Below are 25,633 nucleotides of genomic sequence, written 5' to 3'. Positions count from 1 at the left end.
TGAATGAGAAAAAACATTAGCGACAATGCTAAGTGGATACGGAATTGCATTCTCTTAGTGCCACTTTTAGAAACAAAAAGTACGTGTCTACACTTTTCAAGCGTATAAATTGTAAATATATGTGTATTTAATACAATAAATTAGGTTAATTGCTCTAATTCTGTAATTAACGTTAATGCATGTTCATTGGTTGTCCCGCATACATCTAAAGTGGCGCTAAAATCACTACACACTTTAGGGCGCGACTCATCACCAAATAGCTTACATAAATTACGCTCATCTAGCTGAATACAACGTTCTCCGGCCTTTTTACCATTTGGCATACCCGGTATTGGCGAGCTAATACTTGGTGCAATACAACATGCTCCACAGCCTAAACGGCACGCCATTGATTGTGTTTTCATTATAACCTCAGTAATAAATTTCAATTCTATTGTTGCTGTTTTGCATAAAAACAGAGCGATTTGTTCTATTTGCAACCGCATTATGCAATGACTTGTTACATCTTCAAACACACTGTAAACACTTTATTGCGTATCATTAGCCCATCAGCACAATTTATGAAGGAATGCCCTGTGGCGACTAAAAAACAAATAATACTCCCTATCGCGGTCCTTGTTGGTGGCATCGCCCTTGCAGCGGGCTTTTCAGCAATGAAAAAACCACCAGAAGAAAAACCAGATCAAGATACTCGCCCATTGGTTGCAGCACAACCTATTCACCTTGATGCAATCACTCTCGATGTTAAATCGTACGGTATTGTGCAACCTAAAGACCGCACTGAGCTGATTGCTCAGGTAAGTGGCCAAGTTATTTCTGTTGCAGGGCAATTTGTTGAAGGTGCCTTCGTAAAGCAAGGAGATATTTTAGCACGAATTGACCCAAATGATTACGAAGCTGATTTAATTGAAGCCCAGGCTGGGCTCGCCCAAGCAAGTTCAGCGCTTGAGATTGAACGTGCTCAAGCGCATGTTGCTAAAGCTGAATGGGAACGCATTAAAGCAGACTCAAGCGATATTACCGCTTCTGCGCTTTATTTACGTAAACCGCAATTAGCAGAGAAAATGGCGCGTTATCGCTCAGCACAAGCAAGTGTAAAACGTGCTAAACGTAATTTAGAACGCACTTATATTAAAGCCCCCTACGATGCAATTATAAACGCGCGTAGCATTAGTTTGGGTTCTGTTGTAAATCCAGGTAATAGCTTTGGCTCACTCAGCGCCACTTCGGTCGCTGAAGTACGTTTACCGGTTGCCGATAAAGAGCTGCAATATTTAAATAATGGCGGTATTGGTGCAACAGTGTTATTTAGTGCGCAGTTCGCGGGCAAAGAAACCACATGGCAGGCTAAAGTGGTACGCAGTGAAGGGGTGATAGATCAAAAAAGCCGTATGAGCTACTTAGTGGCACAATTACCAACCCCATATGCTAACAAAACTCAACCATTGCGTTTTGGCTCCTATGTTAACGCTAGCATAGAAGGTCGTGCAGTTAATAACGCCATTGTTGTGCCACATCATTTAGTCAAAGAAAATAAAATTGCGATATTAAATGACGATTTAACTCTGTCGTTTAAAACTCTCAATATTATACGTGAACAAAACGGCATGGTGATCGCAGACCAAGGGCTTAATGAAGGTGAACAGCTAATTACTTCTGCCCTTGAATACCCTACCGAGGGAATGGCGGTAAAAATTGAAGACGTTGTAACAACCCCAGACGTTACTCAACTTGCATTGAAACAGGAGTAACTTATGTCTACACGTGAAAAAGGCCTAATTGCATGGTTTGCGCGCAACCCTGTTGCAGCAAATCTATTGATGATATTTATACTTATTGGTGGCATTTTAACGGCGTTTACTATTCGCAAACAAATGTTTCCACAATTTGAAAGTAACTGGATCAGTGTCTCCGCGGTATACCCTAGCGCAGCCCCGCAAGAGGTTGAGGAGGGCATTACCATAAAAGTCGAGGAGAACCTTGAGGGTATAGAGGGAATAAAGCGCCTTATCACCTACTCCAATAGAGGCTCTTCACAAGCATGGATTGAAATAGAAGAGCAGTTTGATCCGCAAGAAGTACTCGATGAAATTAAAGTACAAGTAGATTCAATTAATACGTTTCCTGCGGGTATGGAGCGCCCTATTGTTCGTCGCGATAAGTACAAACAAGAAGTAATGATACTTGCGCTTTACGGTGACATGAGTAACTACCAACTTAAAGAGCTCGGAAACGATATAAAAGACGAGCTTCAGGCACTACCTAATATTAATTTAGTTAACTTTAATGGTGGCCTTAATTACGAAATTGGTATTGAAGTAAGCCCTGATAAACTGCGTGCTTATGGATTAACGTTTAGAGATATTGCCAGTGCAGTGCAAAGCTTTTCTGCCAATATGTCAGCTGGGCAAATTCGCTCTGAAAATGGCTATATTTCAATGCGCGTTGAGAAACAAGCCTACCGTGGTAGCGAGTTTGCAAAGCTACCGCTGATCACCCTTGCCGATGGCGCGCAAGTATATTTAGGTGATGTTGCCACTATAAATGATGGCTTTGAAGAAGGCCTACAATACTCAAAATACAATGGTAAAAACTCATTGTCGTTTGAAGTAAACGCCTCCAAAGATCAAGATATTACCGATGTTGCTAAAGTACTTAAAACCTATATGGCTGAAAAAGAATCGCAACTGCCTGCAGGTGTTAAGCTCTCTCCTATTGTTGATTTAACTTACTACCTCGAAGGTCGCCTCGATATGATGGTCGACAATATGATTTGGGGTGGCTTACTAGTTATGTTGGTATTAGCGCTGTTTTTACCATTACGTTTAGCTTTTTGGGTAATGATGGGTTTACCTGTGTCATTTTTAGGTGCCTTTTTGTTTATGCCAATTGGCTTTTTAGATGTCACCATTAACTTAGCCTCGTTATTTGCCTTTATACTGGTGCTTGGGATAGTGGTTGATGACGCCATTGTTGTGGGCGAATCTGCTAGTGCTGAAATAGAAAAACATGGCCATACACTCGATAACGTAGTACGCGGCGTAAAGCGCGTGGCAATGCCAGCAACATTTGGCGTACTTACCACTATTGCGGCATTTTTACCGCAAACTCTTGCCACAGGCCCAAGTGCGGCTTTTTCTAAAGCCATTGGTGGGGTGATTATTTTATGTTTAATTTTCTCACTAATTGAATCAAAACTTATTTTGCCGGCACATATTGCGGCAATGAAAGATCGTAAAGCAAATCCAAAAAACCCGCTTCACCGTGCACGTAAAGTAATGGATAACGGCCTAAAAAGTTTTGTTGATAACTACTACACCCCGTTTGTTGGCCGCTGCATTCATTATCGCTATACCGTAATTGTCGGTTTTATGTGTTTACTGATTGTCAGTGCGGGAATGTTTGCCGGTGGTTTAGTTAAATTTGTGCCTAACCCTAAAATACCGCATGATTTTCCACGCATTGATATAGAAATGAACTTAGCGTCTTCTGAGCAAGCAACGCTTGAGACAGCTAAAAAAATAGAGCAGCTAATAATGAGCGTTGATAACCAGCTCAAAGAGCAATACGGTAAACCGATGATTCACGATTTATCAGTTAGTTTACGTGGGCGAACGCAAGCAAACATTATGGCTATTTTAGTTGAACCCGACCTGCGCCCCATTGATACCTTTGCACTGAGTGCATTATGGCGCGAACAAATGCCTAACTTACCGGGCGTTAAAACCCTAACCATTCAAGACAGTATTATGAACGGGGGTCGAGACGATGGCGATGTAAGCTTTAAACTCGAAGGTAAAAATGCACAAGTACTTAAAGAAGTCGCTGGTAAACTTAAAACCAAGTTGCAAAGTATGGAAGGCGTAGGCGATGTTAATGACTCAATGCAAAGCGCTACCGATGAAGTACAGCTAGATTTAAAACCACTTGCTTACAGCATGGGGCTTACCCTTGCCGATGTGGCCTCACAAGTGAGCTTTAGTTATTACGGTTTAGAAGCACAACGTATTCTTCGCGAAGGTGAAGAAATCAAAGTGATGATCCGCTACCCAGAAGATGAGCGTAACTCAATCAGCGATATTGACAGCGTACGTATTATCACCCCCACAGGCGCTGAAGTACCATTAAGTGAAGTTGCTAATATTTCATTAGTTGATGGGGTTAATCGTATTCGCCGTGAAAATTCAAAACGCACAGTAAACGTATGGGCTGCGGTAAATACTGACCAAGTAGAGCCATTTGCGATTGCACAACAAATTCGTGATGAGTACTTACCTTCATTACTTAAAAACTATCCAGGGGTGCAAAGTAATGTGGCTGGCCGTATTCAAGAGGAAATGGATAGCGCTGATGAGCAATTACGTGACTTTGCGCTATCGATGATCATAATTTTTGCATTATTGGCTATTCCTCTGCGCTCTTACTCGCAACCATTAATTATTATGTCGGTCATTCCATTTGGTGTGGTTGGTGCCATGTTTGGCCACATGGTACTAGGTATGACCATGAGCAGCTTATCGATGTTTGGCATTATTGCGGTAGCCGGTGTGGTGGTTAATGACTCACTCGTGATGGTAGATTTTGTAAACAAAGCGCGTGCTGAAGGTGTGGCAATAAAACAAGCGGTAATGCAAGCCGGTGCACGTCGCTTTAGAGCCATATTACTAACTTCAATCACCACCTTTATTGGGGTCATGCCGATTATTATGGAAACCAGCTTACAAGCAAAAATTGTAATACCGATGGCGGTATCGCTCGCTTTTGGTGTGCTGTTTGCCACGGTAATAACGCTTATTCTTATACCGTGTCAGTATGTTGCGCTTGAAGATGCAAAACGCCTGATCCGCAAATGGCGCGGTAAAGATGCCCTAGTCGATGGCCAACCAGCAACGATAAATCACTAAATTAAGTAAAATCCCAACCAAAAAGCTCGGTATTATTATGCCGAGCTTTTTATTTATACATTAAACTGCTCGTTTTTTATGCCTTTTACGTTATGGTATTTAATAATCATAATAAATAAGGCACAACTATGAATTCCCCTCAGTCCGAACACATTCCTCAGGAAGCATTTGATTGGTATGACGAATACGCTCACGGTTTAATTGATAGACGCACGTTTATGAAAAAGCTTGGTGGCTTAGCCGCATTGGGCTTTTCAATGACGGTGCTTACAGGTGCATTATTACCTAATTACGCACAAGCCGAGCAAGTCTCATTTAACGACGATGACATAAAAGCCACTTACCAAAAATTTGATTCGCCTAATGGCCATGGTTCAGGCAAAGGCTGCTTAGTGATTCCAACAAATACACAAGGCAAACTACCTGTTGTATTAGTAGTACACGAGAATCGCGGCTTAAATCCATATGTAAAAGATGTTGCAAGGCGACTAGCTAAAGCCAGGTTTATTGCTTTTGCACGTGATGCGTTATACCCACTAGGTGGCTATCCAGGCAACGACGATGAAGGTCGAGCCATGCAACGCACGATGGATCGCGTTAAAATACAAAATGATTTTGTTGCCGCCGCGCACTTTTTGAAGGCGCATCCAAATAGTAATGGTAAATTAGGTGCCGTTGGTTTTTGTTTTGGTGGCTATATTGTTAACTATTTAGCTGCCGTAGACAGTAATTTATTAACTGCGGGCGTGCCCTTTTATGGTACACCTGCAAGTGAAAGCTTACATAAAAACATTAAAGCGCCATTAATGATTCAGTTAGCCGAGCTTGAAAAACGCGTTAACGCCACATGGCCTGAATATGAGCAGAGCTTAAAAGCTAACAATGTTGATTACACTATGCACATGTACGAAGGCGAAAATCATGGTTTTCATAACGATTCAACTGGCCGCTACGATGAAAAAAATGCCGAACTTGCATGGCAGCGTACATTAGCGTTTTTTAATAACCACTTAAGTTAACATTACTAAGCGTGAATTTGTTACTCGTTAATTAATACACGTTTATCAACAATTCCCTGCTTTACTAGCTGGTTCAATAAGTGAGCGGTTTTTTCTCTGCACACATCGCGTAGTAGTCGTACAGCGGGAGTAATCGATTGTCGGCTTGGGCAAATAAGCCACAGCTCCCCTTGGGTGTGCTGATAGTTAGGCATCACAGTCACAACGCGTTTATTTAATAAGTCATCGGCAATATCTAACGCCGATTTAATCGCTAAACCTTTGCCTGCTAAACACCAACGCCTGACTAAATCGCCATCGTTTGAGGCACGTCTGCCCTGCATTTTTACTTTGTATTTTTTTTGGCCATCGGTAAACTCCCATACATTATTGATAATACCTTGCAGCTGATAAAATAACCCTTGATGCTGCGCTAAATCATCAGGGTGTTCTGGCTCACCATATTTAGCTAAATAGGTAGGTGTAGCACAGAGTAGTCGCGGTACGTTGCAAATTTTAAATCCATAAACACTGCTATCACTTGGGGAGCCATAACGCAGTGCAATATCAACCGAATCACGAAAAAAATCGATATTGCTATCGCTAATGTGCGTACGCAAGCTCACACTTTGGTACCTATCCATAATGTCATCAATCCAGGGGATCACTAGGTTGCGCCCTAAATCAGATGAAGTAGCCACCCGCAATTCTCCCTCAATAGCATCATGTTCTCCTTTGAGGTTTTGCCTCGCCGTTTCAAGTACAGCCAGCGCTTGTTCGCATTGGGGTATGTATCGCTCCCCTGCACTGGATAAACGCAAGTGCCGAGTTGTTCTAATAAATAATTCACAGCCAAGGGCTGATTCTACGCGCTTAATAGCCGCACTGGCGGTTGCTGTGCGCATATCTAACTTAGCAGCAGCTAAAGTAATACTTCGACACTCTGCTACTTTTAAAATCAGTTTTAAGTCATTAATCTGCATATTATCTATTTTTATTTGATAATAATTCAATAATTATGCTGTTTATTTTAAATAAAGCAAATTGTATTATGTTGCTAATACACTCAGTGAACACTGTTTATTAGCCCTTTTTATTATGGAGAGACTATGACTCACCCTATTATTCGCGACCTTGAAAGCCGCCATACTGCTAAACGTTACGACGCGACAAAGCACATTTCTCAAGACGATTTAGCGGTATTGTATGACGCGATGCGTCTTTCTCCTTCGTCAATTAATTCGCAGCCTTGGAAATTTGTAGTGATTGAATCAGACGCTGCAAAAGAGCGTATGCACACTACCTTTGCTAATAAGTTTCAATTTAATCAGCCACACATTAAAGCGGCGTCGCACATTATTTTATTTGCTCATAATCCGCAATATACTCGTGAAGATTACGGACACGTAATTGATGCCGATATAAAGAATGGCAGAACTCAAAAAGAAAACCGCGAGCAAGCTTTTGGCGCTTTTGCGTTTGTTGATTTAAATACCGATGAGCAAGGTAATAATGCCGCCTGGACCAAAGCACAAACCTACATTGCTTTAGGCAATACTATGCATGCAGCAGCGCGCTTGGGGATTGATACCACGCCGATGGAAGGCGTTGATGCACAGCTGATTGGTGAAGAGTTTGCAAGCGAATTAGACGGCTATGTGTGTGATGTAGCACTTGCGCTGGGTTACCATGATGCAGAAGAAGACTACAATGCTAAGCTGCCAAAATCACGTTTAAGCAAAGAACAAGTAATTCAGGTTTTATAAGTCAAAGCTGCTCACTATAAATTGTTAGTGAGCAGCTTACTTTACTAGGCTAGTTTTGTGACCACAGACGCACTAATAACTTTGCCCTGATCAACATCTGCGGTAACAGTGCATAAAGCTCCATTGATTAAATTTAAATTAGGAGGGATGTGACCAATATCGGCATCAATGATCACCGGAAATAAACACCCGCCAAAAGCGGCATTTAAGCCTTGGCGATAATCAAACCCCAGATCTTGCCCCTGTAAGGTTACATGGCGGCCAATAATCACCCCGTTTATATCATCAAACATACCGGCTAATTTGAGTGACAATAAAAACCGTGCAACCGTCGCAGGCGTGAGCTCTGCGCTTTCTAAATAAAGCACAATACCTTGCGAGGCACTGTGCTTTTTAAACTCATGCAGTGCCAAAAAAGGCGAATCGAGCAACAGTCCAACCGTATCAAGACATCCACCAAACAATCGCCCTGACATTTCGATACTGCGTTTATCGGTGTAATTTAAACATTGCCATTGGGTGGGTACGCTGTGATCAAATAATGCGTTTGGGTTTTGTGCATAATCAGGTTTACTATGCTGGTGATAAACAGAGGGGGCTTGCTCAAACTCACTGTTAGCCTCATAACTTAGACTTTCAAAAATTTGTAAACAATATGGGTCTTTTTCATCGGGGTGTAACTGAATTAAATTGGCGCTATGCAGTGTTGCCCAATTACATTTTGCTGTCAGTGCACAGGCAATCGTGCTGACATCTGAATAACCCACCAACCATTTAGGTTTGGCATTTTTAATTGCGCCAAAATCAAGTAACGGCAATATTTCCATTGCCAGCTCTCCGCCCATTGGCGGCATAATCGCATCTATTTCATCATCTAATAAAAAGTCCATTAGTTGCTTGGCATGCTGCTTGGCTGTTAGCTGAGTTCGCGGTTCGTTTTGACGTAAAAACTCCCCCTCAACAACCTCATAACCTTTTTGTTTTAAGCCGTTAATGACGATGTCTAACCGTGGGTGATATTTTGATTTGATCCCCGCTGATAAAGAACACACGGCGATTTTAGATCCCATTTTTAAAGGTGCTGGATACAGTATATTTGCCATATTATTTCCTTATTGAAGAATAGGTTACTACCATAACAACATAGCCTACATTTACAAACAATGAATAATAATTGACCGGTATTTAAATCAAATATAAAAACCAAGCATAAAAAAACCAGTGCTTGTTGCTAAGCACTGGTTTTTATAAAACGCTAAAGTGAGTTAACTAATTAAATATACTCAACCTCAATGATTTCGTACTCTACATCACCTTTTGGCGTTTTGATAATCACAGCGTCATCCGCTTGTTTACCAATTAAGCCGCGAGCAATTGGTGAATTAACAGAGATTAAATTACTTTTAATATCTGCTTCATCATCGCCAACAATCTGATATTTAACTTCAGCGTCGGTTTCAACATTAACGATGGTTACTGTAGTACCAAAAATCACTTTACCTGTATTAGGCATCTTTGTTACGTCAATCATCTGCATGTTTGAAAGTTTTGCTTCAATTTCTTGAATACGGCCTTCACAAAAACCCTGTTGCTCACGCGCAGCGTGATACTCAGCATTTTCTTTTAAGTCGCCGTGTTCACGTGCATCAGCAATATCAGATACAATTTTTGGACGGGTAACAGTTTTTAATTCGTTAAGTTCATCGCGCAATAATTTTGCGCCACGAACTGTCATTGGAATTGATTGCATACTTTTCTCACTTAATCCCAAGGCCGTAATTACGGCCTTGGCACATTTCCTTAGTTCAATCGTAGGTGTAGTTCTTGAACAGACGTCACTTTACTGCGGTCATCTGCTTGGTTAGCAGTACAGTTAGCAAATGCCGCATTCAATGTCGTAGTATAATTGGTTTTGTGCTGCAATGCACCACGACGTAACACCTTCGAATCTTCAATCGCTTGGCGACCTTCGGTGGTATTAACGATATAGCTATACTCGCCATTTTTGATTCTATCAAGAATGTGCGGACGACCTTCATATACTTTATTTACACGGCGAACCGTAATTCCAGCATCTTCAAGTGCAGCAGCTGTTCCACCTGTTGCATCTAGCTCAAAACCAAGGTCTGTCATGGTTTTAGCTAGTTCTACAATACGTGGCTTATCGCTATTACGTACAGATAGTAACGCGCGACCACCACGTGGTAAAGTGTTGCTTGCACCTAATTGTGCTTTTGCGAACGCTTCGGCGAAAGTATCACCAACACCCATTACTTCACCCGTAGAGCGCATTTCTGGGCCACGGATAGGATCCACACCTTGGAACTTAGCAAATGGCAATACCACTTCTTTTACGCTGTAGTACGGTGGAATCACTTCTTTAGTAATGCCTTGGCTTGCTAAAGATTGACCTGCCATACAACGTGCCGCAACTTTTGCAAGTGCTACACCCGTCGCTTTAGATACAAATGGAACTGTACGTGCTGCACGTGGATTTACTTCGATTAAATACACTTTGCCATCTTTAACCGCAAACTGTGTATTCATCAAACCAACTACGCCAAGCTCAAGGGCCATATCAGTTACTTGCTTACGCATTACATCTTGTACTTCTTGCGTTAGCGAGTGAGCTGGTAATGAACACGCTGAGTCACCAGAGTGAACGCCTGCTTGTTCAATATGCTCCATGATGCCGCCGATGATGACTTGCTCGCCATCACAAATAGCATCAACGTCAACTTCGATTGCATTATCTAAGAAGTGGTCAAGTAGTACTGGCGCTTCATTTGACGCTGATACTGCTTCGGTCATGTAACGACGTAAATCGTCTTCATCATAAACTACTTCCATCGCGCGACCACCTAGTACGTACGAAGGACGTACAACCAGTGGGAAGCCAATTTCAGCAGACTTAACAATCGCTTCTTCTAAAGAAGTAACCGTTGCATTCTCTGGTTGAAGAAGGTTTAGACGCTCAACAAGCTGTTGGAAACGCTCACGGTCTTCTGCACGGTCGATTGCATCTGGTGAAGTACCAATAACTGGCACACCATTCGCTTCAAGCTCACGCGCAAGTTTAAGTGGTGTTTGACCACCGTACTGAACGATAACACCTTTTGGCTTTTCAACGCGTACAATTTCTAATACATCTTCAAGCGTGATTGGCTCGAAGAATAAACGATCAGATGTATCGTAATCAGTTGAAACAGTTTCAGGGTTACAGTTAACCATAATTGTTTCGTAGCCGTCTTCACGTAAAGCTAATGCTGCGTGAACACAACAGTAATCGAATTCGATACCTTGACCGATACGGTTAGGACCACCACCGATTACCATGATTTTATCTTTGTCAGATGGATTCGCTTCACATTCTTCATCATAAGATGAGTACATATAAGCTGTGTCTGAGCTAAACTCTGCAGCACAGGTATCAACGCGCTTATATACAGGCACGATATCTAACTGGTGACGCTTCTTACGAATTTCTGCTTCAGAAACACCGGCAATTTCAGCGATACGCGCATCAGCAAAACCTTTACGCTTAAGCTTACGTAAAAACTCAGCATTTAAACCAGCCATACCTACTTCGCTGATTGTTGCTTCGTCTTTTAAAATGTCTTCGATTTGTACTAAGTACCAAGGGTCAATCTTAGTTAGTTCGAAAACGTCTTCAACGCTCATACCGTGACGCATTGCATCAGCAACGTACCAAATACGCTCAGCACCTGGCTCACGTAATTCACGGATGATTTTTTCTTTTGCTTTCGGATCATCAAGAGCAACAATTGGGTTAAAGCCCGTTGCGCCAACTTCAAGACCACGTAATGCTTTATGCAGTGATTCTTGTTGGTTACGACCAATTGCCATCACTTCACCCACAGACTTCATCTGTGTTGTTAGGCGGTCGTTTGAACCTGCGAATTTTTCGAAGTTAAAACGTGGGATCTTAGTAACAACGTAGTCAATTGACGGCTCGAAAGACGCTGGTGTTTTACCGCCAGTGATGTCGTTTTGTAGCTCATCAAGGGTGTAACCTACTGCTAGTTTTGCAGCGATTTTCGCAATTGGGAAACCGGTTGCTTTTGATGCTAGTGCTGAAGAACGCGATACACGTGGGTTCATCTCGATGATAACCATACGGCCATCAACTGGATTTACACCAAATTGTACGTTTGAACCGCCGGTTTCAACACCGATTTCACGAAGTACCGCCATCGATGCATTACGCATGATTTGGTATTCTTTGTCGGTTAATGTTTGTGCTGGCGCAACCGTGATTGAGTCACCTGTGTGCACACCCATTGGGTCAAAGTTTTCAATAGAACAAACGATGATGCAGTTGTCTTTTTTGTCACGAACAACTTCCATTTCGTATTCTTTCCAACCAATTAACGACTCATCAATTAATAACTCGCTGGTTGGTGAAAGGTCTAAACCGCGCTCACAGATTTCTTCAAACTCTTCCATGTTGTAAGCCACACCGCCACCGGTGCCGCCCATTGTGAAAGAAGGACGAATAATACACGGTAAGCCGATACGGCTCATAGTATCGCGCGCTTCATCCATTGAATGGGCAATTTCAGCACGTGGACATTCAAGGCCGATGTTACGCATAGCAACATCAAAACGCTCACGGTTTTCTGCTTTATCGATTGCATCGGCTGTTGCGCCAATAAGCTCAACGCCATGCTTAGCCAATACACCATGCTTGTCTAAATCAAGCGCACAGTTTAATGCTGTTTGGCCACCCATTGTAGGCAGGACAGCATCTGGCTTTTCTTTTTCAATGATTTTTTCTACCACTTCCCAGTGAATTGGTTCGATGTATGTTGCATCGGCCATTTCAGGGTCAGTCATAATAGTGGCTGGGTTTGAGTTAACGAGTATAACTCGATAGCCTTCTTCTCTTAGTGCTTTACACGCTTGAGCACCAGAGTAGTCAAATTCACAAGCTTGACCAATTACAATTGGGCCTGCGCCTAAGATAAGAATGCTTTTTATGTCGGTACGTTTTGGCATTATTACTCCGGTTAAATTAGTGGTTACGCGCTTGCATCAAATCGATGAAGTGGTCAAATAATGGGGCTGCATCGTGCGGACCAGGACTCGCTTCAGGGTGACCTTGGAAGCTAAACGCTGGTTTATCTGTACGATGAATACCTTGCAATGTGCCGTCAAATAACGATTTATGCGTAGCACGTAAGTTATCTGGTAATGTGGCTTCATCTGCAGCAAAACCATGGTTTTGTGCAGTGATCATTACAACATCACGGTCAAGATCTTTAACTGGGTGGTTACCACCATGGTGGCCAAACTTCATTTTTACTGTTTTAGCACCTGAGGCAAGCGCTAGTAGTTGATGCCCTAAACAAATACCAAAAATTGGCGTGTCGGTTTCTAAAAAGGTTTTAATTGCATCAATGGCATAAGTACATGGCTCAGGATCGCCAGGGCCATTTGATAAGAAAATACCATCTGGGTTTAAGGCTAGTACGTCAGCGGCAGAGGTTTGTGCGGGTACAACCGTTAGTTTACAACCACGATCTACAAGCATACGTAAAATATTACGTTTAACACCGAAGTCGTAGGCAACAACATGAAACTTTTCATCATCAGCGTGTAAGGTTTTAAACCCTTCACCTAATGTCCAGCTTGATTCGCGCCACTGGAAATTTTCCTTGGTTGAGACAACTTTTGCTAAATCCATGCCTTTTAAGCCTGGGAAGGCTTGCGCAGCTTCAAGCGCTTTTTTCTCGTCTAATTCGTCACCGGCAACAATACAGCCATTTTGTGCGCCTTTATCACGCAAAATACGGGTTAGTTTTCTGGTGTCGATGTCCGCAATACCTAAAATATTACGTTCTTTTAAGTAATCATCTAACGATTGCTCGTTACGAAAATTACTCGCTAGCAGTGGCAAATCACGGATCACTAGGCCTTTAGCCCAAATATGACTCGCTTCTTCGTCTTCGCTGTTGGTACCCGTATTACCGATATGTGGGTACGTCAAAGTTACGATTTGTTCCGCGTACGATGGATCAGTCAAAATTTCTTGATAACCAGTCATAGACGTATTGAATACTACTTCACCGACTGACATGCCGTCAGCGCCGATTGCAGTACCGCGAAACACTGTGCCGTCTTCTAGGACTAACAGAGCGGATTTAGTCAAGTTAAACCTCCTAACAGTAAAAAACGGGAGTAAGCAAATGCTTAACACCCCGCCAATACCCAGAGGGATCGTTAAAACCAGATTTTTGTGAGCTTAAATTGTTTTACGCAGTCTTAAATGATGCCGATAAAAACGCTAAACCTTCAATCATTTTTCTTGCCTAAAACTATTATCATTCCCACTGAAACCCATGATTTTACTAGCCACTAGGGTATAATTGGAAACACGCATTTAGTAATTTTTGGCAAATTGGGGGCATACTACACGAAGATGCTATTTAGGTCTATGCTTATTTAGATAAACACTACAAATAAGTCACTTTAGGTAAAAATAGACCCAAACAGCTAAAAAAGCAACTAAACTACTTAAGATCTAGCACATCTTGCATATCATAAAGTCCAGCCGGTTTATTTTCTAACCACTTCGCAGCCCTTATGGCACCTAATGCAAAGGTCATTCTTGAACTTGCTTTGTGGGTTAATTCAAGCCTTTCTCCAATAGTTGCGAAATAGGCGGTGTGTTCACCTACTATGTCCCCGCCTCTTAGTACTGAATAGCCAATTTCATTTTGCGATTTTGCAGTTTCTACTTGGCTGCGGTCGTATACCGCTACTTCATCATGATCCCACCCTTTAGCCTGTGCAATTGATTCACCAATGGCTAATGCAGTGCCCGATGGCGCATCTATTTTATGACGATGGTGCGCTTCAAACACTTCTATATCTAGGTCGTCACCAAATTTAGTTGCCGCTGTTTGTACTAGGCTAAGTAGTACATTAACACCAACGCTGTAGTTACGGGCAAACACAATAGGAATATGTTTAGCAGCATTTTCTAGTAATGCCATGTCTTCGCTCGTTAAACCTGTGGTACCTATAACCATAGGTAATTTTTTATCCACCGCTGTTTTTAAGTGATTGCGCATACCTGCTGGTAGTGTGAAATCGATAAGTACATCAACATCAACAACCTTGCTTTCATCGCTAAAGCTAATGGTTTTGTCGGCTGCACTGTTTACCTGATTTACATTAATACCCAATAACGATGAACTGCTACGAACATACGCACCACCAAGTTGTGTTCGCTCTTTAATTGTCGCGGCTTCTAATAAGGCTAAGCCCATTCTGCCGTTAGCACCAAAAACACCGATTCGATTCATTGTTATTGCCTTAATCTATTTTAGTTGGATCTATTGCGTAGCCCGACTAATTTAAAACTAAATCCACTATGAGCAATTTTTAGCCGCATTTTGTCGAACACCGTTAGATATTATCTAAAAGTCGTGCAATAGTCAGGTCAGCACTTTATTAAATTATAATAACAATACCCATTTACTTTAGCCATCTATACATTTAAACTTCTCTTTCGCGTCGATTTGGTCTTTGGCTTGCGGGCGCTGTGGTCATCTACTTTTCAATTAAAGAGTGATCTACTAAATTCAGCTAAAAGAGGAGTTTTGGCTGTGGTTATATTAACTGGTTATGAGGAATACAATGCAGCCATCATTTGATAAAAATAAAGCAAGATTTTCTTTGCTTCCCCTACTCACCTTTGTTGCTATTTTTTTAGGCTCAGGCGTATATTTACAATCTCAAGGGGTTGATTACGCGTTTTATCAACTCCCAGCACCAGTCGCTATTTTACCCGCGATTGTTTTAGCCTTTATTTTAAATAAAACCAGCATCAACCAAAGCGTAGAAACCTTTATAAAGGGCGTAGGTAATAACAATATTATTACCATGTGTCTTATTTACTTACTAGCGGGTGCTTTTTCGGCGGTTGCTGGTGCTACCGGCGGTGTGGATGCGGTTGTTAATGCCGGACTTTCACTTATTCCCCCTTCGTTACTACTACCTGGTTTGTTTTTGATAGCGGCGGTTATTTCTACTGCTATGGGCACATCAATGGGAACTATTGGTGCTATTGGCCCAATTGCCTATGCAGTATCTATTAAAACAGGGATTGATCCTGCTTTAATGGCCGGTACCATTGTATCTGGTGCTATGTTTGGTGATAACTTATCAATAATTTCTGACACCACGATTGCTGCTACCCGTACGCAAGGCTGTGAAATGAAAGATAAGTTTAAAGAAAACCTTAAAATTGCAGTTCCGGCCGCCATACTCACTATTGCATTGCTATTATTTTTAACGCCTGCAGCACAAGTAGTTGATACCAAAGACTACGATATTTTATTAGTACTTCCGTATGCCTTTATTTTAGTCTTGGCGGTAATGGGCTTTAATGTGTTTGTCGTGCTGTTAAGCGGTATTGTGTTTGCCGCATTAATGGGCTTTACTGGCAGCTATGAAGGTGCAAGCTTTGTAAAAGATATTTACAAAGGCTTTAGTGAAATGCAGGAAATATTTTTACTGTCTATGTTTATTGGTGGCCTCTCTGAGTTTATTCGTATTAATGGCGGCCTCGACTACATCGCTCAAAAGATTCAAGCTATTACTAAAGTCATTGCCAAATGGCACCGTAAAGTAGCTGATCAGTTAGGGATCGCGGCGTTAGTTGTCACCAGTAATATGTGTATTGCCAATAATACTGTGTCTATTATTGTGACAGGCCCTATTGCTAAAAAACTGGCTGATGATGGCGAAATTAGTGGTAAACGCTCTGCCAGTTTATTAGATATTTTTGCTTGTGTAACCCAAGGGTCTTTGCCTTATGGCGCGCAAGCATTATTACTCGGTGCTACATTTAAAATTAGCCCATGGGATGTTTCAACCTCATCTTACTACTGCTTTATTTTAGCTTTTACCGCGATTGCGGTGATTTGCTTACGTCGTAATAAAGCTTAAAGCTTGTTTAAACAGTGTATTAGCTGCGTGCTAATGCACTGTTTATCTCAATAAATAATTAACAAATTAACCGTGTTTGCTATAATGTGATATTCAGCGTGTCACATAAAATATGGTTATGAAAATTAAAAACTTACTTCCTCTCGTTGCACTAAGTGTGTGTGCCTTAAGTTCAACAGCTACCGCTGCTAATTGGAGCAATACGGCGCTTCATATTAACAACGGCAACCACAAAAACCCATTTACTGAACAAAAATCTAATACCACGGTGTACTCAATTGAACATGCTTCTGGGCATGATTATGGCGATAACTTTTTCTTTATTGATTACAGTACCGACAGCAACGATGATGACTTTCAAGATCAAGACTTTTATTTTGAAGGTTACTCTACCCTTAGCTTATCTGCTGTAATGGACGAAAAAGTAGCGTCAGGGGCGCTCGTTGATGTTGGTCTAACCATGGGTATTAATGCTGCTGGCGATGCTAAAGTAGTTAAATATTTACCAGGCGTAAAATTAAGCTGGGATGTGCCTGGTTTTAATTTCTTTTCAACCCTTATCAGTGCATACATTGATGATAGCGAAGGCGTTGCAAAAGGCGGTGCCCCCATTGAAACTAACAGCTGGATGTTTGATGTAGCCTTTGATTACCCGTTCATGATTGGCTCGCAAAAGTTTAACGTAAAAGGCCATGCAGAGTACATTGCTGAACGAAAAGATGAGTTTGGTAACGATGTGCGTGCTTGGTTTTTAGCCCAACCTATTATTGTATGGGATATGGGACATGCGCTAGAAATGAAAGAAAATACCTTACTGTTAGGTATGGAATGGCAATACTGGCACAATAAATTTGGTACTGATGTTAGCGAATCAGTACCACAAGTTCACTTAGAGTGGACTTTTTAGGTTCTAGGTTCTAGTAACATGATAATTGAAAAGCCTGTCAGTTTATATCTACAGGCTTTTTTAATTGTATAATGACTATTTAAATTACAACTTACACTGCGGGTTTTTACCTTTTGCCTTAGCTGCTTTTTGCTCACTAAGCGCTTTACTCATTTGTGACTGCAAATTGCTAATACGGCTGGTCGGTGCTGGGTGAGTTGATAAGAACTCTGGCGTAGTCCCACTGCCCGCTTGGCTCATATTTTGCCAAAGCGTCACAGACTCTTTGGGATTAAACCCTGCTTGCGCCATAAGATCTAAACCAATTGTATCCGCCTCTGACTCGTGTGAACGACTAAAGGGTAAAACCACACCATATTGAGCGCCTAAACCAAGGCCTTGCATAATTTCATCACGGTATTGCACGTTACCTATTTCAAGCGCCGCATTGCCCAGCTGCATTCCCGTTTGTAAAATAGAACTTTGTGAGACCCGTTCATTTGAATGCTCAGCAATCACGTGTCCAACTTCATGGCCTAAAACAGTGGCAACCTGATCTTGATTTGTGGCTATTTTTAAGAGCCCCGTATGTACACCAATATAACCGCCAGGCAATGCAAAGGCGTTTGCAGATTCATCTTCAAATACCACCACTTCCCAATTTTGAGATGCATATTCTGTAGGAAGCACGGCCACGACTTTTTCAGCAATGCAATTGACGTAACTGTTTACTTTTGGGTCTTTATTTATCGGCTGCGTTTTTTTCATCTCTGCAAAACTGGCAGTGCCCATTTGAGTCATTTGCTGATCTGAGTAAAGCGCAATTTGCGTGCGCCCAGTTGGTGATGTTTTACAACCTGCTAATACTGCACTGGCTAGAACTACCAAAACCAATTTTTTCATTGTGTTACCCTAAAAAAGTTTGTTACTAAGTATAGAATACCAAACGCGGTGTTATTTTAAAATCTTTGCTTTTTGCGATTAAACAATTAAGTTAGCAGGCAAACTAAGTTTATCCAAGGCTACTGCCCTGCTATAATGCTGGGCCTATATTCGTTGTTTTGAGTTTTTAAATGAGTGCTTCGGCTTCTTCTTTTAATACCCGTATTTTATTGCCTTTATTAGCCAGTATTGTCGCGATCACGCCTTTAGCCATTGATATGTATTTACCGGCGATGCTGGTGATTGCCAATGATCTCAATACCAGCATGCCAAATGTTCAAATATCGTTGAGTATATACTTAGCGGGTTATGCATTGGGCATGTTGTTTTTTGGTCCTATAGCGGATCAAATTGGCAGGCGTAAACTGGCACGGATAGGTCTCAGTTTATTTGGCTTAAGTTCACTGGCGTTAGCATTTACCACTGAAGTGCATGCTTTTTGGGGGTTAAGAGCTGTACAGGCATTTACAGGCGCGGCCGCTACGGTTGTCGTCCCAGGGATCATTAGGCATATATATCAAAAAAATACTGCTAAAGGTATGTCTTACGTGTCTATGATTATGATGATAGCGCCTTTACTTGCCCCCTCTATCGGCTCGGTTATTTTAGGCTTTTCGGTATGGTCGACTATTTTTATTGTTTTAGCGAGCTATAGCTTTGTTATTTTACTCTTTGTGCAACGTTACTTAATCGATATTCCAATATTTAAAAATGAGCGAAAAGGATTAGCATTATTCTTCTCAAGTTATAAAGTGGTTTTAAGTAATACGCACGCCCGCGCCGATATTTTAAGCTCGATGCTTGTGTCGTTTGGCTTTTTTTGCTTTTTAACGTCCGTCCCTTTTATTTACCTCGACCTATTTAAAGTATCAGAACGATTGTTTGGCCTGTTATTCGCTTTTAATGTAATGGCGTTGATGTTTGGTAATTTTTTAAATACTCGCGTAGTGCCACGTATTGGCTCACGCAAAATGCTTTATTATGGCTTAATGTGTGGCTTTATCTCTGGCGCAGCATTACTTAGCTTTAGCGTATTAAACTTATCACTTTACTTTATTGTTGCGGCTATTGCTCCGTTGATGATGAGCCTAGGTATAATAGCAAGTAACGCAGATTCGTTGATTTTGATGAAATTTGAGCAAAATACAGGGACTGCAACCGCGGTTATTGGCACCTTACGTTTTGGTAGTGGCGCATTAGTAGGCCCTATATTAGCGGTAATGCATGCACAAAGCGCAGTTCCATTTTCAAGTTTAATGTTCAGCGCAGTTGTACTCACTATTCTAGTGCAGTTAGTTCATTATTTTAAAGACAAAAAAAATGCCTCATAATGAGGCATTTTTTAATTGTATACTTAGTTAAGCATCAGCTGCTTTAGATACCATAACCATTGCAGGACGTAATAAACGACCGTTTAATGTGTAACCTTTTTGCATTACAGCTAACACAGTATTAGGCGTCACATCATTACTTGGCTGAATCGACATTGCTTGATGAAAATCTGGGTTAAACTGCTCACCTTGTGGGTTTACAATTTCAACGCCAAATTTAGCCACTGCATCGTTAAAGCTTTTTACTGTCATATCAATACCTTCTAACAAAGGCTTAAGCGTTTCATTTTCTTTATCAGAGAACTCAATAGCACGCTCTAAGTTGTCTATAACAGGAAGTAATTCGTTAGCAAATTTTTCAAGTGCAAATTTGTGTGCTTTCTCAACATCTTGTGCAGCACGACGACGCATATTGTCAACGTCAGCAGCAGCGCGAACGACGCTATCTTTCTGATCTGCAATAGTTTGTTTTGCCGCTTCTAACTCAGCATATAGCATTGCAATTTCTGCTTCAGGGCTTTGCTCTTGCTCGGCGTGTTGTTCTGCTGCTTCTACTGCAGCCTCAACGTCGGCTTCCATTTGCGCCACTTCTTCGTTCAATTCTACTTCTTGCTCTGGGTTTTGTGTCTGCTCAGACATAAAATATACGCTCCAATTCTTTACAACTGCGGTAATTATGGGGATTGAATAAAAAGATTCAAGAGCCCGATGGCTCTAATAATTTAAATTCTTGGATTATTTTCTCTAATTGCGCTGATTTCGGACAAATAACACAAAAACGACTTTGATATTCCTGATTTTGAAAGTACGGCACAGTGATCACAATGAGATCATCACAGGTGCTAAAAGGTAAGTTTTCAGCACTGAGAATTGAGACCCCATTTTTAAATGCGAGCTTATCTTCCACAAAATTTAAAAATGAAACACCAATATTAAGACTTTGCTCACAATCTATTTTTTTATAAAGGTAGTTTTCGCCCACCACGATACTGTTATCTGAGCCTAATTTTTGGCTTAGTTCACGCGTCCATTGAGTTAAAGAGTCATGACAATTACGCGGTGCCGTATTTGCCATGGCCTGCATTCTGTATAGCCCTTCAATGAGCGTTTGCTGGCTAAATACAGTGTTAAGCCAAGTGGCAAACTCGTAGCGCTGGCCGTCACTAGGATCATCAGGCTTGTTAATGCAAATATTATGGCTTTGCCCTGCTCTATCTAAGAGTAAAATAAGCCAGTTGTTTGCATCAAAGTCGAGCACTTCTACTCTAAATACCTGCTGTGTTCTTACCTGCGGTAGCCCCACACAACAACACACTTGGTAACGTTGACTCAAGCCATGGGCCAATTCGACTAGCTCAGCCTGTTCAGGCTGCCAATAATTAGCAATAGCACCCAAAGTAAAAAACTCATCAAACCAATAGTCAAACCCATCATTGGTTGGCACTCGACCAGCCGATGTGTGTGGTGAATACAACAAGCCTATTTTTTCAAGGCGCGCCATCGCGTTACGCACAGTGGCAGAGCATACCGCCATACCTTTTTGTTTTGCAATTTTTGTTGACGGCACAGGTAAACCATCGCCGTTACAGTACATACTCATAACAGCGGCAAATATTTGCTGATCTCGTGGATTTAGTTTCATGTTATCTACATCTTTATACATGACTGTTATATCGGGGCTAGGTATTATTATTTCAAGTATAAAAAATACAATAAATCTAAATTTTACAGTGAATTAATTAAATCCGCTGGGTATTACTAAAATCCATGTTTTCAAACACTTCTGTTTTAGGTTACTCTACAAATATTAGAACTTTCAGTGTATTTATTATGGACTCTCCCTTTAATACTATCGGCTTAATTGGTAAGCAAAATCACCCTAATGCTGCCGCTACTTTACAACGATTACATACGTTTTTATTAGCTTTAGGCTTTGAGGTGATTGTTGAAAAACGTACAGGGAGTCAACTTAGCGATGTACCAAGCGACAAACTCGTAAAGCTCGTTGATTTAGGCGAGCGTGCCGACTTGGCGATTGTGGTTGGAGGTGATGGCAACATGCTGGGTGCTGCACGGGTGCTTGCTCGCTTTGATATAGCCGTAATTGGTGTAAATAGAGGTAATTTAGGCTTTTTAACTGATTTGAATCCAGAAGGGTTTGAGGGCAGTTTAGAACAAGTACTCAGTGGCGATTACATTGAAGAAAAACGTTTTCTATTAGAAGTTGAAGTGTATCGACATAACGAACTTAAAAGCGCTAATTCTGCCGTAAACGAAGCTGTGCTCCATGCTGATAAAGTAGCACATATGATTGAGTTTGAAGCCTTTATAAACGATGACTTTGTATTTTCACAACGTTCCGATGGTTTGATTGTATCCACTCCAACAGGGTCAACAGCCTACTCTTTATCGGGCGGCGGCCCTATTTTAACCCCAGAACTCAACGCCATGTCATTGGTTCCTATGTTCCCGCATACTTTATCAAGCCGCCCTTTAGTGGTAGATGCCGATAACGAAGTACGTTTAAAGCTTAGTTTAGAAAATACCGATAGCTTACAGGTAAGTTGCGACAGCCATGTTGTACTTGCCGTATTACCCGGTGATGAGGTCGTTATTCGCAAAGCAGATAGAAAATTACGATTAATTCACCCAAAAAATTACTCTTATTATAATGTGCTTCGTAAGAAGTTAAACTGGGGTAGCCGATTATACTAATTTTATTGCCAAACATGCAACTTTAGCGCAAAATATTGGACTAGAAATTTTAAATATCGTCAGGAAAAAGTAGTAATGAATTATGTGGTATTTCTTGCTTTATTATTGTTAATTACTTTACTTGGCAGTTACTTACTCATTGAAAGTAATCGTAAAAAGACTATTGAAGCAAAGAAAAAGCTGTTTAACGAGCGCGTTGCAAGTACTCATTCACGTTTAAAAATAAAACTTAACGAGTTACTTGATGCAAAAGTCATTAGTGCTAAACACCTTCCTCGAATTCAAGCCGTTGTCAGTAATTTTTTTGTGGTACAGCCACACACTGATGAAAATTTAAATAAGCTAGAATCGCTATGCGATTTACTTATTAATATACTTAACGAAGAACTAATAAAAACCTATAAAAATAATAACAGCCAAGCTTTTTCCGATACCACTCAATATTTTATAGCAGAGTTACCAGCTCAAGGTATTTTATATAATAAAAACTTTTATCAAGAAGTCCTTCCTACGCTAATTTTAAAGTTAAAAACTGATGACATAGCGCAACCAGTTGATAGTATTGATCTTAACGATGAAAACCTCCCTATTGATGAAGAAAAAAAACATTAATTGAGTCCAGCCTTGCTTAAAATATAGAAATTTAATTTGCAAAAAACCAAAACACTGTATAAATTAACAGTTAATTCACTGGATGGATGAACAGTATGTTAATTGGTTTAGAAATTAAAAATTTTGCAATCGTAAGTAATTTAAGCACAGAATGGCATTCGGGCATGACCGCTATCACCGGTGAAACGGGAGCAGGTAAATCAATCGCCATTGATGCATTATCATTGTGTCTTGGAGAGCGAGCAGAAGCGTCTGCTGTGCGTCCAGGAACTGATAAAGCAGAGGTAAGTGCACAATTTGATTTAAGCAATTTACCACTCGCTCATGCTTTTTTAGAAGAGAACATGCTTAATAACGACGACAACGAATGTTTACTTCGTCGAGTTGTTTGTAAAAATGGTCGCAGTAAAAGCTACATTAATGGCAGCCCAGTTACCGCTGCACAACTAAAAGAGCTAGGCCAATATTTAATTTCTATTCATGGTCAACATGCGCACCAGCACCTATTAAAGGCAGAGCATCAGCTACAATTACTCGATGCATATGCAGGCCATCATAATCTTGTTAATGCTGTAAGCCAGCGTTATAAACAATTTGCTGATTTACAAAAAGAATTTAAACAGCTAGAACAACAGCAGCAGCAACAAGCCGCACAAAAGCAACTATTGGAATATCAAGTCGCAGAGCTTGATGAATTTGCATTGCAGGCAGATGAATTTGAGCAAATAGAAGCTGAACATTATAAACTCAGCAATAGCCAAACTATATTGCAAGTCTGCCAGCGCGAGTTGCAGCATTTATATGAAAATGATGAACAAAATGCGTGTTCCATTTTACAGCACAGCGCCCAACAATTTACTGAACTTGCACAGTATGATGAAAGCTTAGCCAGTGTGGCAACATTATTATCAGAAGCCGCTGTTCAAGTTGAAGAAGCAAGCCGAGAAGTACGTAATTACACTGAACAAGCCGACTTGGATCCTCAGCGATTAACTGAAGTAGAAAACAGACTCAGTGGTGCAATGGACTTAGCCAGAAAACACCATATAAAACCCCAAGAGCTTGTTGGATTTCATCAAACTATTGCACAAGAGCTCGAGTCGATAAGTAATAACAGCTCACGTCTTGAGCAACTTGAAGGTGAAATTGAACATGCCCTTGAGGATTATCAAAACGCCAGTGAACAATTAAGTGCAAGTCGCCACCAATATGCGAATACATTAAATGGATTGATCAGCGAAAGCATGGCTAATCTATCTATGGAAAATGGCGTATTTGAAATAGCATTGACTGCACAAAACGATCGCGCTCCAAATAGCTTAGGCTTTGATAATGTTTCATTTTTAGTATCAACAAACCCAGGGCAACCATTGCAACCTTTAGCAAAAGTAGCCTCGGGTGGTGAGCTATCACGCATTAGTTTGGCTATTCAGGTTATTATTGCGCAAAAAGTCACGACCCCTACGCTTATATTTGATGAAGTGGATGTTGGTATTTCTGGCCCAACAGCTGCTGCTGTTGGTAAACTACTGCGCCAACTAGGTAAGTCTACGCAAGTAATTTGTGTGACCCATTTACCGCAAGTGGCCAGTAGCGCTCATCAGCAGTTTTTTGTTGCCAAAGAAATTGCAGACGGTGAAACATTTACGCATATGCTGGCATTGAATAAAGATGGTCGAGTAAATGAGATTGCTCGATTACTGGGTGGTGATAACATTAGCAAAACAGCTAAAGCAAATGCAAAAGAGCTTATAAAAGCGCACGGATAAAGTGAATCGCTTTACAGTGCGTTACCTTGATACGGTGAGGATACATTAATGCAAACGACGGTCATTTATTTTGGCTTAGCAATTAACTGGCTGCTATTGATTGTCAGTATACTTTTGGCTGTTTTTAGTAAGTTTAAACATACACAATTTAAGCAGAGCTTATATCGCTTTTTAAATGTGGCATTAATTGTACATATTGTTATTGCTGTTATGTTAGTTTTTAGCAGCACAGCTATTAGTGGCTTAATAACACTAAGTTGGTTAGTTATTGCCCTACAGCTTGTTTGTAACGTTATCTGTTATAAAAGTGTGAAACGTCGACAAGCCAGAGTGAAACCGAGCCTTGATCACTTCTCGATGGATTGAAACATTAATCAAATGAAGCAAGTTACACGCTCACTTGCCTAGATTAATAAATTGATATTTTATTGAATTAGTGAAAATTAATTCAAAAAGCCATACTTGTAGAATAATTGATACAAAAAGAGTCAGCATTATGATCTGAGATTTAATTTATTGCTTCTTAATGGCTTTTTTAAGAGCCCTCTAATGCCCACTTTTAATCTTTATAATTTAAGTGTAAACCTATTTGTTGGCATTAAAATCAAGGCACTTTTATACAACAAATAACTTATATTTAATTTAGAAACGTTAATTTAGGGTTGATATAAGTGTTTTTTTTAGTCATTATTTAAAAAATATCAGGGATGAACAATGTTATTTTTTAATAT

General features: G+C 40.8%; 21 protein-coding genes. 11 read left to right on the top strand and 10 right to left on the bottom strand.

Annotated features, from left to right (window positions below):
• Positions 1 to 140 precede the first annotated feature (140 nt).
• Positions 141 to 404, bottom strand: a complete 264-nt coding sequence (locus LOC50_RS05475) for a YkgJ family cysteine cluster protein (RefSeq protein ID WP_008109286.1) — start codon at positions 402 to 404, stop codon at positions 141 to 143.
• A 171-nt stretch (positions 405 to 575) separates the two neighbouring features.
• Between LOC50_RS05475 and LOC50_RS05470 the strand changes: the two genes are divergently transcribed.
• From LOC50_RS05470 to LOC50_RS05460, 3 genes are all read left to right on the top strand, one after another.
• The gene (locus LOC50_RS05470; RefSeq protein ID WP_250653759.1) at positions 576 to 1,751 is read left to right on the top strand and encodes an efflux RND transporter periplasmic adaptor subunit; all 1,176 of its coding nucleotides are present in this window, start codon (positions 576 to 578) and stop codon (positions 1,749 to 1,751) included.
• A 3-nt stretch (positions 1,752 to 1,754) separates the two neighbouring features.
• Positions 1,755 to 4,904, top strand: a complete 3,150-nt coding sequence (locus LOC50_RS05465) for an efflux RND transporter permease subunit (RefSeq protein WP_250653758.1) — start codon at positions 1,755 to 1,757, stop codon at positions 4,902 to 4,904.
• A gap of 128 nt (positions 4,905 to 5,032) precedes the next feature.
• Entirely contained in the window at positions 5,033 to 5,923 is an 891-nt protein-coding gene (locus LOC50_RS05460) for a dienelactone hydrolase family protein (RefSeq protein ID WP_250653757.1), read from the top strand.
• Positions 5,924 to 5,943: 20 nt separating this feature from the next.
• On the opposite strand, the gene LOC50_RS05455 is transcribed toward LOC50_RS05460, so the two are convergent.
• The gene (locus tag LOC50_RS05455; protein WP_069439695.1) at positions 5,944 to 6,885 is read right to left on the bottom strand and encodes a LysR family transcriptional regulator; all 942 of its coding nucleotides are present in this window, start codon (positions 6,883 to 6,885) and stop codon (positions 5,944 to 5,946) included.
• A 126-nt stretch (positions 6,886 to 7,011) separates the two neighbouring features.
• On the opposite strand from LOC50_RS05455, the gene LOC50_RS05450 reads away from it, so the two are divergent.
• Positions 7,012 to 7,668: a nitroreductase family protein gene (locus tag LOC50_RS05450; protein ID WP_069439608.1), complete on the top strand. Its 657-nt coding sequence runs from the start codon at positions 7,012 to 7,014 to the stop codon at positions 7,666 to 7,668.
• 44 nt (positions 7,669 to 7,712) lie between these two features.
• Here the strand turns inward: LOC50_RS05450 and LOC50_RS05445 are convergent, their stop codons facing one another.
• The 5 genes from LOC50_RS05445 to dapB form a co-directional block, all read right to left on the bottom strand.
• Positions 7,713 to 8,771 (bottom strand): S66 family peptidase, encoded by a 1,059-nt coding sequence (locus tag LOC50_RS05445; protein ID WP_250653756.1) that lies wholly within the window; start codon positions 8,769 to 8,771, stop codon positions 7,713 to 7,715.
• Positions 8,772 to 8,941: 170 nt separating this feature from the next.
• Positions 8,942 to 9,418, bottom strand: a complete 477-nt coding sequence (gene greA, locus LOC50_RS05440; RefSeq protein WP_010388635.1) for a transcription elongation factor GreA — start codon at positions 9,416 to 9,418, stop codon at positions 8,942 to 8,944.
• Between the two features lie 50 nt (positions 9,419 to 9,468).
• Positions 9,469 to 12,687, bottom strand: a complete 3,219-nt coding sequence (carB, locus tag LOC50_RS05435; RefSeq protein WP_250653755.1) for a carbamoyl-phosphate synthase large subunit — start codon at positions 12,685 to 12,687, stop codon at positions 9,469 to 9,471.
• 16 nt (positions 12,688 to 12,703) lie between these two features.
• Positions 12,704 to 13,840: a glutamine-hydrolyzing carbamoyl-phosphate synthase small subunit gene (gene carA / locus LOC50_RS05430; RefSeq protein ID WP_036982376.1), complete on the bottom strand. Its 1,137-nt coding sequence runs from the start codon at positions 13,838 to 13,840 to the stop codon at positions 12,704 to 12,706.
• 361 nt (positions 13,841 to 14,201) lie between these two features.
• Positions 14,202 to 14,999: a 4-hydroxy-tetrahydrodipicolinate reductase gene (gene dapB, locus LOC50_RS05425; RefSeq protein ID WP_250653754.1), complete on the bottom strand. Its 798-nt coding sequence runs from the start codon at positions 14,997 to 14,999 to the stop codon at positions 14,202 to 14,204.
• 334 nt (positions 15,000 to 15,333) lie between these two features.
• Here dapB and LOC50_RS05420 point away from each other — a divergent pair, with 334 nt between their 5' ends.
• Both LOC50_RS05420 and LOC50_RS05415 read left to right on the top strand, forming a co-directional pair.
• The gene (locus LOC50_RS05420; RefSeq protein WP_250653753.1) at positions 15,334 to 16,647 is read left to right on the top strand and encodes a Na+/H+ antiporter NhaC family protein; all 1,314 of its coding nucleotides are present in this window, start codon (positions 15,334 to 15,336) and stop codon (positions 16,645 to 16,647) included.
• A 118-nt stretch (positions 16,648 to 16,765) separates the two neighbouring features.
• Positions 16,766 to 17,554 (top strand): nucleoside-binding protein, encoded by a 789-nt coding sequence (locus LOC50_RS05415; RefSeq protein ID WP_502934582.1) that lies wholly within the window; start codon positions 16,766 to 16,768, stop codon positions 17,552 to 17,554.
• A gap of 84 nt (positions 17,555 to 17,638) precedes the next feature.
• Here LOC50_RS05415 and LOC50_RS05410 read toward each other — a convergent pair whose 3' ends face one another.
• Positions 17,639 to 18,436, bottom strand: a complete 798-nt coding sequence (locus LOC50_RS05410) for a M48 family metallopeptidase (protein ID WP_250653751.1) — start codon at positions 18,434 to 18,436, stop codon at positions 17,639 to 17,641.
• A gap of 170 nt (positions 18,437 to 18,606) precedes the next feature.
• Between LOC50_RS05410 and LOC50_RS05405 the strand changes: the two genes are divergently transcribed.
• A complete protein-coding gene (locus LOC50_RS05405; protein ID WP_248532060.1) occupies positions 18,607 to 19,806 on the top strand; it encodes a Bcr/CflA family efflux MFS transporter in 1,200 nt (399 codons plus the stop codon).
• A 27-nt stretch (positions 19,807 to 19,833) separates the two neighbouring features.
• Here the strand turns inward: LOC50_RS05405 and grpE are convergent, their stop codons facing one another.
• Both grpE and LOC50_RS05395 read right to left on the bottom strand, forming a co-directional pair.
• Positions 19,834 to 20,445: a nucleotide exchange factor GrpE gene (gene grpE / locus LOC50_RS05400; RefSeq protein ID WP_013465165.1), complete on the bottom strand. Its 612-nt coding sequence runs from the start codon at positions 20,443 to 20,445 to the stop codon at positions 19,834 to 19,836.
• Positions 20,446 to 20,503: 58 nt separating this feature from the next.
• A complete protein-coding gene (locus tag LOC50_RS05395) occupies positions 20,504 to 21,469 on the bottom strand; it encodes an HrcA family transcriptional regulator (RefSeq protein ID WP_036982366.1) in 966 nt (321 codons plus the stop codon).
• A 167-nt stretch (positions 21,470 to 21,636) separates the two neighbouring features.
• On the opposite strand from LOC50_RS05395, the gene nadK reads away from it, so the two are divergent.
• From nadK to LOC50_RS05375, 4 genes are all read left to right on the top strand, one after another.
• On the top strand, positions 21,637 to 22,521 hold the full coding sequence (gene nadK, locus LOC50_RS05390) for an NAD(+) kinase (RefSeq protein WP_036982364.1): 885 nt from the start codon (positions 21,637 to 21,639) through the stop codon (positions 22,519 to 22,521).
• Positions 22,522 to 22,596: 75 nt separating this feature from the next.
• On the top strand, positions 22,597 to 23,133 hold the full coding sequence (locus LOC50_RS05385) for a hypothetical protein (protein ID WP_250653750.1): 537 nt from the start codon (positions 22,597 to 22,599) through the stop codon (positions 23,131 to 23,133).
• Between the two features lie 95 nt (positions 23,134 to 23,228).
• The gene (recN, locus tag LOC50_RS05380; RefSeq protein WP_028835081.1) at positions 23,229 to 24,902 is read left to right on the top strand and encodes a DNA repair protein RecN; all 1,674 of its coding nucleotides are present in this window, start codon (positions 23,229 to 23,231) and stop codon (positions 24,900 to 24,902) included.
• Positions 24,903 to 24,950: 48 nt separating this feature from the next.
• A complete protein-coding gene (locus LOC50_RS05375; protein ID WP_250653749.1) occupies positions 24,951 to 25,268 on the top strand; it encodes a hypothetical protein in 318 nt (105 codons plus the stop codon).
• The last annotated feature ends 365 nt before the right edge of the window (positions 25,269 to 25,633 follow it).

Source organism: Pseudoalteromonas sp. SCSIO 43095, assembly GCF_023650455.1.
GTDB classification, from domain to species: Bacteria; Pseudomonadota; Gammaproteobacteria; order Enterobacterales; family Alteromonadaceae; genus Pseudoalteromonas; species Pseudoalteromonas tetraodonis.
The sequence above is the reverse complement of the archived record's forward strand: the minus strand, read 5'-3'. Positions and strand labels throughout refer to the sequence as shown.

Bases quoted from the DNA above. Each gene is read 5' to 3' on its own strand.
- LOC50_RS05475 (WP_008109286.1), bottom strand. From the start codon at position 404: ATGAAAACACAATCAATGGCGTGCCGTTTAGGCTGTGGAGCATGTTGT.
- LOC50_RS05465 (WP_250653758.1), top strand. From the start codon at position 1,755: ATGTCTACACGTGAAAAAGGCCTAATTGCATGGTTTGCGCGCAACCCT.
- LOC50_RS05460 (WP_250653757.1), top strand. From the start codon at position 5,033: ATGAATTCCCCTCAGTCCGAACACATTCCTCAGGAAGCATTTGATTGG.
- LOC50_RS05455 (WP_069439695.1), bottom strand. From the start codon at position 6,885: ATGCAGATTAATGACTTAAAACTGATTTTAAAAGTAGCAGAGTGTCGA.
- LOC50_RS05450 (WP_069439608.1), top strand. From the start codon at position 7,012: ATGACTCACCCTATTATTCGCGACCTTGAAAGCCGCCATACTGCTAAA.
- LOC50_RS05445 (WP_250653756.1), bottom strand. From the start codon at position 8,771: ATGGCAAATATACTGTATCCAGCACCTTTAAAAATGGGATCTAAAATC.
- greA (WP_010388635.1), bottom strand. From the start codon at position 9,418: ATGCAATCAATTCCAATGACAGTTCGTGGCGCAAAATTATTGCGCGAT.
- carB (WP_250653755.1), bottom strand. From the start codon at position 12,687: ATGCCAAAACGTACCGACATAAAAAGCATTCTTATCTTAGGCGCAGGC.
- dapB (WP_250653754.1), bottom strand. From the start codon at position 14,999: ATGAATCGAATCGGTGTTTTTGGTGCTAACGGCAGAATGGGCTTAGCC.
- LOC50_RS05420 (WP_250653753.1), top strand. From the start codon at position 15,334: ATGCAGCCATCATTTGATAAAAATAAAGCAAGATTTTCTTTGCTTCCC.
- LOC50_RS05415 (WP_502934582.1), top strand. From the start codon at position 16,766: ATGAAAATTAAAAACTTACTTCCTCTCGTTGCACTAAGTGTGTGTGCC.
- LOC50_RS05410 (WP_250653751.1), bottom strand. From the start codon at position 18,436: ATGAAAAAATTGGTTTTGGTAGTTCTAGCCAGTGCAGTATTAGCAGGT.
- LOC50_RS05405 (WP_248532060.1), top strand. From the start codon at position 18,607: ATGAGTGCTTCGGCTTCTTCTTTTAATACCCGTATTTTATTGCCTTTA.
- grpE (WP_013465165.1), bottom strand. From the start codon at position 20,445: ATGTCTGAGCAGACACAAAACCCAGAGCAAGAAGTAGAATTGAACGAA.
- LOC50_RS05395 (WP_036982366.1), bottom strand. From the start codon at position 21,469: ATGTATAAAGATGTAGATAACATGAAACTAAATCCACGAGATCAGCAA.
- nadK (WP_036982364.1), top strand. From the start codon at position 21,637: ATGGACTCTCCCTTTAATACTATCGGCTTAATTGGTAAGCAAAATCAC.
- LOC50_RS05385 (WP_250653750.1), top strand. From the start codon at position 22,597: ATGAATTATGTGGTATTTCTTGCTTTATTATTGTTAATTACTTTACTT.
- recN (WP_028835081.1), top strand. From the start codon at position 23,229: ATGTTAATTGGTTTAGAAATTAAAAATTTTGCAATCGTAAGTAATTTA.
- LOC50_RS05375 (WP_250653749.1), top strand. From the start codon at position 24,951: ATGCAAACGACGGTCATTTATTTTGGCTTAGCAATTAACTGGCTGCTA.